This window comes from Aerococcus sp. L_32 (genome assembly GCF_050689315.1).
The window spans coordinates 1-1,743 of record NZ_JBOEQF010000404.1 but is presented as its reverse complement, the minus strand read 5'-3'; the positions used below and the strand labels follow the sequence as shown (position 1 = coordinate 1,743).

The window sequence follows — 1,743 nt, the reverse complement described above, 5'->3', positions numbered from 1 at the left end:
TTAACCCTTCAAGACATCGCAGACAAGTTCGATATTTCAACGTCAACTGTCAACCGGGTATTCCAGCCTTACTTCCATTCAACCATATACCAATTCATCTTGGACTTGCGGTTGGGCTATGCCTATACCTTGATTGAAAGTGGTTTGTCTATCACGGAGTCATGGCAAAAAGCTGGCTTTAATGATTATAGTAACTTCTATAGAGCCTTTATTAAGCATTATCATATTAGACCGCATGAGGTACCAAAAAAAGGAGAATCGTAAGCATCTCCTTTTTTTGATTATGTTCAGCCTTCTACTGTTTCTTTACCTATCGTTGCCTTAAAAGTAGGACGAAAGGTATAGTCCATCCTCGGACAAAAATAGTGGTGAGTCTTGCTACTGGCAACAAGTTTTGCGTATACCAACAAAAAAGGTCACGGTACTCGCCCTAATCTGGGTTAAGTACTGTGACCTTTTGTATGCTGTCATTGCGGTTTTTCATTAAGTTAGTTTTCAACTAGTCCTAATTTTTTGAAGATGTCATCCACTTTTTGGATGTGGTAGTGGTAGTCAAAGGCGTCGTCAATAGCTGCTTGATCTAGGTGACTAGCGATTTCTTCATTGGCTTCTACAAGCCCTTTAAAGTGCTTGCCTTCGTCCCAAGCGATTGCTGTTAATGGTTGAACTAAATCGTAGGCTGCTTCGCGTGATAAGCCTGCATCAACCAATTTTAGCAATACACGTTGTGAGTAGATTAAACCGTGAGTAGCATCCATGTTGCGTTTCATATTTTCAGGGAAGACGGTGAGTTTTTCCATGATGTTTGCGAAACGATTTAACATATAATCTACTAAGATTGTTGTATCTGGTAGGATAATCCGTTCAGCCGATGAATGAGAGATATCTCTTTCATGCCATAAGGTCACGTTTTCATAAGCTGTCATCACATGTCCACGAACGACGCGAGCAAGCCCAGCCATGTTTTCTGAACCGATCGGGTTACGCTTATGTGGCATAGCGCTTGAACCTTTTTGCCCTTTTGCAAAGAATTCTTCCACTTCCCGCGTTTCCGATTTTTGTAGCGAACGGACTTCTGTCGCAATATTTTCTATCATTGTAGCAATTAAAGCGAGTGATGAAATATATTCAGCGTGTAGGTCACGTGGTAGGATTTGCGTTGAAATCTCTTGTGGGTTAATGCCTAAGTGTTCACACACATAAGTTTCAATAAATGGCGGTACATTGGCGTAAGTACCTACTGCACCAGAAATTTTACCTGCTTCAACACCGCGCGCAGCCGCTTCAAAACGTTGGATATTTCGTTTACATTCTGAATACCAACGCGCTACTTTCAAACCAAAAGTCGTTGGTTCAGCATGCACACCGTGGGTACGACCCATTGTAACAGTGTATTTATGTTCTATCGCACGTGCTTTTAACACCTGCAAGAATCGGTCTAAGTCTTTACGAATTAAATCATTTGCTTGTTTTAATTGGTAACCTTGAGCTGTATCCACAACATCAGTAGACGTTAAGCCATAATGCACCCATTTACGTTCTTCGCCCAATGATTCAGACACATTACGGGTAAAGGCAACCACATCATGACGGGTTTCTTTTTCAATTTCTTCCACTCGTTTTGTATCAAAAGTGGCCTTTTCACGAATAGCTTGTGCATCCTCTTTAGGGACTTCCCCTAAGGCTGCCCATGCCTCTGTTGCAAGAATTTCAACTTCCAACCAAGAGGCATATTTATTTTCC

Annotated in this window: 2 protein-coding genes; one reads left to right on the top strand and one right to left on the bottom strand. The window is 41.5% G+C overall.

Annotated elements, in window-relative coordinates:
• Positions 1-264, top strand: a 264-nt coding sequence (locus ACRCJ0_RS13395) for a helix-turn-helix domain-containing protein (RefSeq protein ID WP_431390740.1), incomplete at its 5' end; no start/stop codon positions are given.
• Positions 265-488: 224 nt separating this feature from the next.
• Here ACRCJ0_RS13395 and purB read toward each other — a convergent pair.
• The coding region (gene purB, locus ACRCJ0_RS13390) for an adenylosuccinate lyase (RefSeq protein WP_431390739.1) at positions 489-1,743 on the bottom strand (1,255 nt) is incomplete at its 5' end.